This is a genomic window from Microcoleus sp. S13_B4, assembly GCF_036700885.1.
In the GTDB taxonomy this organism is placed as follows: Bacteria; Cyanobacteriota; Cyanobacteriia; order Cyanobacteriales; family Microcoleaceae; genus Microcoleus.
This window is the reverse complement of sequence record NZ_JAUBPU010000021.1, coordinates 78,260-84,444: the sequence shown is the minus strand read 5'-3', so window position 1 is coordinate 84,444 and position 6,185 is coordinate 78,260. Positions and strand designations below refer to the sequence as shown.

Below are 6,185 nucleotides of genomic sequence, written 5' to 3'. Positions count from 1 at the left end.
CTTAAAGCTCGATTTTAACTGGGTTAATTGCATCAGATTTAAGAGTTTTAAGCATGATTTTCTCAGAGAGTAACTCAGGCACAAATATGATTTTTTGTCAACTTAATTTAGATGCGTTTACCCTGGGTTACCAGGCTCTGCCTGGGAACACATACCCGGAGGCTGTACCTCCAATAACAAATAACCAAATGCTACAATAATAAGATTGTGTTAAAGGATAAAAAATCCGTGCTGAAACTTTACGGCGGTGCCCGCAGCAGGGCCTCAATTGTCAAGTGGTATCTAGAAGAAATAGAAGTTCCCTACGAATTCGTCATGCTAGATATGCAAGCAGGAGCACACTTGCAGCCAGAGTATCTCGAAATTAACCCGATCGGCAAAGTACCGGCAATTGTTGACGGAGATTTCAAACTTTGGGAATCCGGCGCAATTCTGTTGTATTTAGCTCAAAAACATGGTAAAATGCCCGATAATTTGGAGCAGCAAGCTCAAATGGTGCAGTGGGTCATGTTTGCTAACGCCACCCTGGGGCCGGGAATATTTACAGAAGCAAGTCGCGATCGCGAAACTCCCAAGTTGTTAAAACCGTTAAATGAAATCTTCGAGAAACAGCCGTTTTTAATGGGCGATGAATTTGGCGTAGCCGACGCAGCAGTCGGGTCAATGTTGGCCTACATTCCGATGATGCTACAACTAGACCTCAGTGCTTATCCGGCCGTTGTAGATTACATCAAGCGGATCTCAGAAAGACCGGCATTTAAAAGTGCGATCAGCGGTAGCTGAAGGCAGAAAGAACAACGAAACAAAACTTAATAGCTAAAAGCAGGGGCAATTTTTAAATTGCCCCTGCTTTTGAGGAAATCAAACTTATCTAAATCCGACAGCCGCCTGCCAAACAAAAGCCAGCAGCAAGAAAAATACGGGAATGACCGGCAAAACATTAACCAAAGGCTCAAAAATCGAATAAGCTTCGGGCAGTTTTGCTAAGAGTAATGCAGCTTCCATGAATCAACCTACCTATCCAACAGAATTTTCATAATTGTCGCATATCTTTACCCAAGGCAATCATGATTGATCGACTCTCGGTGCCAGCCAGTAGGCAAACTCTTCAGTAAATCGATCGGCCAAAATAGCCTCCCGCATCCTCCCAGTAAAGCGAATCAACTCCGTCACATTGTGAAGCGCCAGCAAAGTATAGCTGAGTGCTTCCTTAGCGCGCGCCAAATGCGCCAAATAAGCCCGACTGAAATTTTGGCAGGTATAGCAAGGACAAGACTCATCCAGCGGAGCAAAATCCTCCCGAAACCGAGCATTTTTCAAATTCCAGCGTTCCCCGCGAACAAAAGCCGTCCCGTGGCGGCCCAGCCGAGTCGGAATCACGCAGTCAAACATATCTACGCCACTTGCCACAGCCAGCGCCATTTCTCGATACGTTCCAATCCCCATCAAATAACGGGGTTTATTTGCCGGTAACAGGGGCGCAGTAACTCTGACAATCTCCGCGATTAAATCCCCCGATTCCCCGACGCTAACCCCACCGATCGCATAACCGGGCAAATCCAAGTCTACCAACTGGTTCGCCGCGCGCGATCGCAAATCGGGGAAAACGCCCCCCTGTACGATGCCGAACAAAGCTTGCTCCGGGCGCGAGTGAGCTTGCATGCAGCGTTGCAGCCAGCGGTAAGTGCGGTTTGTCGCCGCCTCCACCTCTTCCCGCGTAGCGGGGTAAGGCGGACACTCGTCGAAGGCCATAATCACATCGGCGCCCAACTCGTTCTGAATTTCGATCGATTTTTCCGGCGTCAAATTAATGATGCGGCCGTCGCGGGGAGCTCGAAAAGTCACCCCATTCTCCGAAATAGTCCGCATTTGGCTCAAGCTAAACACCTGAAAGCCTCCCGAATCAGTTAGAATCGGGCCTGGCCAAGCCATAAATTTGTGCAATCCGCCAGCGCCTGCGACAATCGCTTCCCCCGGCTGCAAGTGCAAGTGATAAGTATTTGCCAAAACCATTTGAGCACCCGCCGCCTCAAGATGTGCCGGTGTCAAAGTTTTGACATTAGCTAGCGTCCCTACTGGCATAAATTTAGGCGTTTCCACAACACCGTGGGGAGTGGCAAAAACCCCTGCACGCGCTTGGGTATGGCTGCAATTAGCCTGACATTTAAAAGAAAATCTCGCGTTGTCTTGAGTCATTAGTCCCCGACGATCGTTAACCGCTACTGGGCAGTCGTTGTTATCTAACCTATTGTTGATGACATAGCGACAAAAAACTCATGACCCCGCCCAAAAACGGATACAAGTTTCCGACAATCGTCGTGGAGGGCAAAAAATTTTAGACCTTAGTTCTAACTCCCAGATTCACGGCGCTGCAAGTAAATCTAAAATCTAAAATCTAAAATCGGCTGACTGACGATTAAAAGGGGGAATCATCGTCATCTAATTGGAGATCCCAGTTGCCTGAGAGTACCTGATCGACAACCGCATCCAAAGCCGCAGCATTTAAATTCCGGGCGACTTGCTCTTGCAAAGGATTGGAGAGGGGAATTAACCGCAACTGCCGTCCGTCTTGCATCAGGTCAAAATAAGCACCATCGACCGGGGACTGTTTAAGTTCCAGGTAATCAAAACTATACACGTTCAAATAAAGCGCATGGTTGGCAATCAGGGTAGAACGGTCGGGGTTGGCGAAGACTTCGAGCACATAACCTTCCCCTTCGCTATAAATCTGGCCATCTTGTATGTGAAGGTAGCGAACACGTCCTAAATCAAACAGCAATCTTTTGATATCGCGTTTGTTGACGACAATCCCGGTATCGATGATACAAGGAGCAACTACCCTGTTATTCAATTGATCGTGACTCATGTAGTAAAAGCCTCTGTTGTAGTATTTTCCCGTCTTGAAAATCAGGGAGTTAGCTAGAATTCTTGGGAAGGGAAACGCGGATCTTGAGTTTAGTCATTTTAGATAGAGAGCTTTGGGATCGCTGCCGACAGAGGTTTTCCGAGGAAAAGAGCGGGCGACAGGAGGAATGCTCGATCCAAAAAACTAGGGTGTTACAGTCCAATTCTGGCACACGCTAATCGATTGACAACTGCATACCAGATGAAAAATTTTCTATCTTATGGTGCATGATAAATGGGTTCGCTCTACGATCGACTTTTTCCGGAATCAAGGCGCTGCCATCGCAGCCGCAGTCGCTTTTTATACTTGTTTACCCGTACCGGTGTCTTGGACTTTGGAGTTTCGGGGCATTGCCCGCTTGGCACCGGCGATCGGGCTTTTGATTGGGGGGATGCTGGGACTGGGGGATGTTGGGTTGCAGTTGTTGGGAATGCCTGCTCTGACTCGATCGGCTTTGGTGGTAGTCTTGGGCATCGCCGTGACTGGCGGGCTGCACCTAGACGGGGCAATGGACGCGGCAGACGGGCTGGCTGTCCCCGACCCCGTGCGTCGGCTGGAAGTCATGCGGGACAGCGTTACAGGAGCCTTTGGGGCGATGGCTGCGATCGCGATCGTGCTGCTGAAAACTGCCGCTCTCTCGGACTTGAATAACTATCGGTGGCTGGCTTTGATGGGTGTCGCCGGTTGGGGAAGGTGGGCCCAACTGGTGGCGATCGCCCGCTATCCCTATCTCCGGGCCGAGGGTAAGGGAGCTTTTCACAAGGAATCGATTTATTCTCCTTTTGATTTTATCCCCGGAGTGCTGTTGCTGCTGAGTTTGAGCGTGGTGCAAGTTGTCTTGGAGGGCGATCGGTGGCTGTTGGCGGTGGGGATGGCTTTGGGGGGAAGTGCGATCGGAATTTTTGCCGGAGCCTGGTTTAACCACCGTTTGGGTGGCCACACGGGCGATACTTACGGTGCTGTAGTCGAGTGGACGGAGGCTTTGTTGCTGTGTCTTTTGGCGGCTTTGGAAGGGTGAAGATGCAATGCTGGCGTTTTTTGTTTGCGCTTTTCCTTTGCCTATACCCTCGCAGCAATGGCATATTTGGGTTTAAAAAAACGGTTTCCAATGAATGGAAAATGCAAGGGCAAATTTTCCATTCATTCTTAATTTTTACCCTTTAGGCTCAACCCAAACCGTCATCCCCTCAACCCTCAAACCTTTGCCGCGAGTGCCGCAATATTGACCGTTAGCAGTAACAGGAGTATCACCTACATTCTGGATGTGAGCCGTATAAAATACATCGTATTTATCAGCTCCCGGCCCAGTCAGCCGCGCGGCAAATCCCTCAATGCGCTTCGCTTTACCCCGGAATCCAGCTAACTCTCCTTCCGAGATCCAAGCAGTATCGCCAACTCCTTCAACGTGAGCCATGTACTGCAAATTTAAACCGGCAACGGGAGGCTCTATTTTAATTTGAAATCCTTCGACGCGGCGGCCTTGAGCTTTAGTGCCTGCATATTCTCGATCGCTAAAAGTTCGATCGCCAATTCCTTGAATGTGCGCCAACACTTTTAAACCCACAGGTGCCGCTTTTTGGGAACTCGCAGACTGCGCGATCCAAACTTTGATGCCCTCTATTCTCAAAGCTTTGCCGCGAGTACCGCAATATTCGCCGTTGGAGGACACCTCAGTGTCGCCGATATTCTGAATGTGAGCGGTATAAAATACGTCGTACTTATCAGCTTGCGGCCCGCTCAACCGCACCGCAAATCCTTCAATTCGTTTCGCTTGACCCCGAAAACCGGCCAATTCTCCCTGGCTGAGCCAAGGAGTATCCCCCACACCTTCGACGTGAGCCATGTACTCGACATTTAAGGCGGGAATTGGGGGATCGATACTAATTTGAAATCCTTCGATGCGGCGCCCTTGAGCTTTAGTACCCGCGTATTCTTGAGCACCGAAAGTTCGATCGCCAATTCCCTGAATGTGCACCAAAACTTTGATTCCCAAACCGCCCTCTACTGCCACCGCTGGTTGAATGTCCCGAGGTGCCCCAAAAACAATGTTCCCGGAACCGGTTGTCTGAAGAGACTTAGGTACTTCCACGCTGGGAACAATAATCACCTCGTGCATGGGGACAGATGGTGCGGGGGATTCCAAAATCTGGATCTGTGGCGCAACTGTAACTTTTTTCGGTGCCACATTTCCTGACGGGATGACAATCACTTCTGGCAAAGGTTCGGCGCTGATTTTTTGTTCGGGCGCTGCTTTAAATGCGGGTTCGACTTTTGCAGGTGTGGCTTTTACCATCTCAGCAATGGTTAATTTGCCTCTGGAAATGGCTACAGCTATTTGTTTGCCAAAAGCGGCGCTGACTGTTTCTTCGAGAATTACCCACTGTTCGTCATCTAATTTGTCTTGCTGTTCCACCAGGGCCAGCACTGCTGAAACTGGGTGTTTGCCGCTGACTAAGGATTCGGCGTCGGAATGCAGTTGAGTTGGGGTGGATTCGGAAATCGCGCGCTGCAGTTCGCGGGCTTTGGCATGAACTGATTGTAAGGGTGCGAAGTCGCTTTGTTCGCGGTGGGCGATCGCCAATACTCGATCGAGCACTTTCAAAGCTGCATCGCGAATTTCTGCTTTACCTTCAGAAGCTGCGGCAGTCTCGACTAAGTTTTGAATGTCTTTGAGGGAAGCAATTTCCCCCGGCGCGATCGCGGATTTGTTTGCTTCGAGAGCTTGTTTTTGGACTACAGCAAAGTTGCGGCTGTAGGCGGCTACTTCTTGCAGCAAGCTGTCAGAGGGAGGAAGGCCGGAGTCTTGCAGTTGTTTTGCTGCCATTGACAGGCGATCGGCCAAATTAGCATAAGTTTCCGATAGTCGGGCTATTTGTTGTAGCAAATCTTTATGAGCTAGTTCCATATGTCTTGCCGTAAATATTTAACTTGCTGATTATAGACGTTGAGCGTCTTCTGAAGGTAGAAGGCAGTAGTCATTAGTCATTAGTCCCAGGGAAAAAGAAAAATGCTTCCCCTCTCCGACTCCTCCACTCGGACACTCTCCGACTCCCCCACCCAGACACCCGGACACTCTCCGACTTCCCACTCTCCGACTCCTCCTCTGGCATCCCCCGCGTGATCGCCGTCACAACCGTGCAAATACTTAGTCACACTCTGCGACTCCGGCTGTCACGACGGGCCTCTCAAAATGTCACACAAATCGAGCCATAGCCGTCACTGCGGACTTGATTTAAACGGTTGATACTGAGGCTATTCAACCAATAAAACGCAGAAGTGT

At 49.7% G+C, this 6,185-nt stretch carries 7 protein-coding genes; 2 read left to right on the top strand and 5 right to left on the bottom strand.

Annotated features, from left to right (window positions below; all coding sequences use genetic code 11):
- Positions 1-228 precede the first annotated feature (228 nt).
- The gene (locus QT994_RS14110; RefSeq protein ID WP_333175501.1) at positions 229-783 is read left to right on the top strand and encodes a glutathione S-transferase family protein; all 555 of its coding nucleotides are present in this window, start codon (positions 229-231) and stop codon (positions 781-783) included.
- 84 nt (positions 784-867) lie between these two features.
- Here the strand turns inward: QT994_RS14110 and QT994_RS14105 are convergent, their stop codons facing one another.
- From QT994_RS14105 to QT994_RS14095, 3 genes are all read right to left on the bottom strand, one after another.
- Entirely contained in the window at positions 868-1,005 is a 138-nt protein-coding gene (locus QT994_RS14105) for a photosystem II reaction center protein K (RefSeq protein ID WP_006634808.1), read from the bottom strand.
- A gap of 60 nt (positions 1,006-1,065) precedes the next feature.
- Positions 1,066-2,196 (bottom strand): tRNA guanosine(34) transglycosylase Tgt, encoded by a 1,131-nt coding sequence (gene tgt / locus QT994_RS14100; protein WP_333175493.1) that lies wholly within the window; start codon positions 2,194-2,196, stop codon positions 1,066-1,068.
- Positions 2,197-2,416: 220 nt separating this feature from the next.
- Complete coding sequence (locus tag QT994_RS14095; protein ID WP_333175491.1) at positions 2,417-2,866, bottom strand: hypothetical protein; 450 nt, start codon at positions 2,864-2,866, stop codon at positions 2,417-2,419.
- A gap of 259 nt (positions 2,867-3,125) precedes the next feature.
- Between QT994_RS14095 and cobS the strand changes: the two genes are divergently transcribed.
- A complete protein-coding gene (gene cobS, locus QT994_RS14090) occupies positions 3,126-3,923 on the top strand; it encodes an adenosylcobinamide-GDP ribazoletransferase (RefSeq protein WP_190732248.1) in 798 nt (265 codons plus the stop codon).
- 135 nt (positions 3,924-4,058) lie between these two features.
- Here cobS and QT994_RS14085 read toward each other — a convergent pair whose 3' ends face one another.
- Together QT994_RS14085 and QT994_RS14080 are read right to left on the bottom strand one after the other, a co-directional pair.
- Positions 4,059-5,810, bottom strand: coding sequence for a hypothetical protein (locus QT994_RS14085; RefSeq protein ID WP_333175488.1), 1,752 nt, complete (start codon positions 5,808-5,810; stop codon positions 4,059-4,061).
- Positions 5,811-5,890: 80 nt separating this feature from the next.
- Entirely contained in the window at positions 5,891-6,058 is a 168-nt protein-coding gene (locus tag QT994_RS14080; protein WP_333175485.1) for a hypothetical protein, read from the bottom strand.
- Positions 6,059-6,185 lie beyond the last annotated feature (127 nt).

Coding starts and splice junctions, on each gene's coding strand:
- QT994_RS14105 (WP_006634808.1), bottom strand. CDS start 1,005: ATGGAAGCTGCATTACTCTTAGCAAAACTGCCCGAAGCTTATTCGATT.
- QT994_RS14085 (WP_333175488.1), bottom strand. CDS start 5,810: ATGGAACTAGCTCATAAAGATTTGCTACAACAAATAGCCCGACTATCG.
- cobS (WP_190732248.1), top strand. CDS start 3,126: ATGGTGCATGATAAATGGGTTCGCTCTACGATCGACTTTTTCCGGAAT.
- QT994_RS14095 (WP_333175491.1), bottom strand. CDS start 2,866: ATGAGTCACGATCAATTGAATAACAGGGTAGTTGCTCCTTGTATCATC.
- tgt (WP_333175493.1), bottom strand. CDS start 2,196: ATGACTCAAGACAACGCGAGATTTTCTTTTAAATGTCAGGCTAATTGC.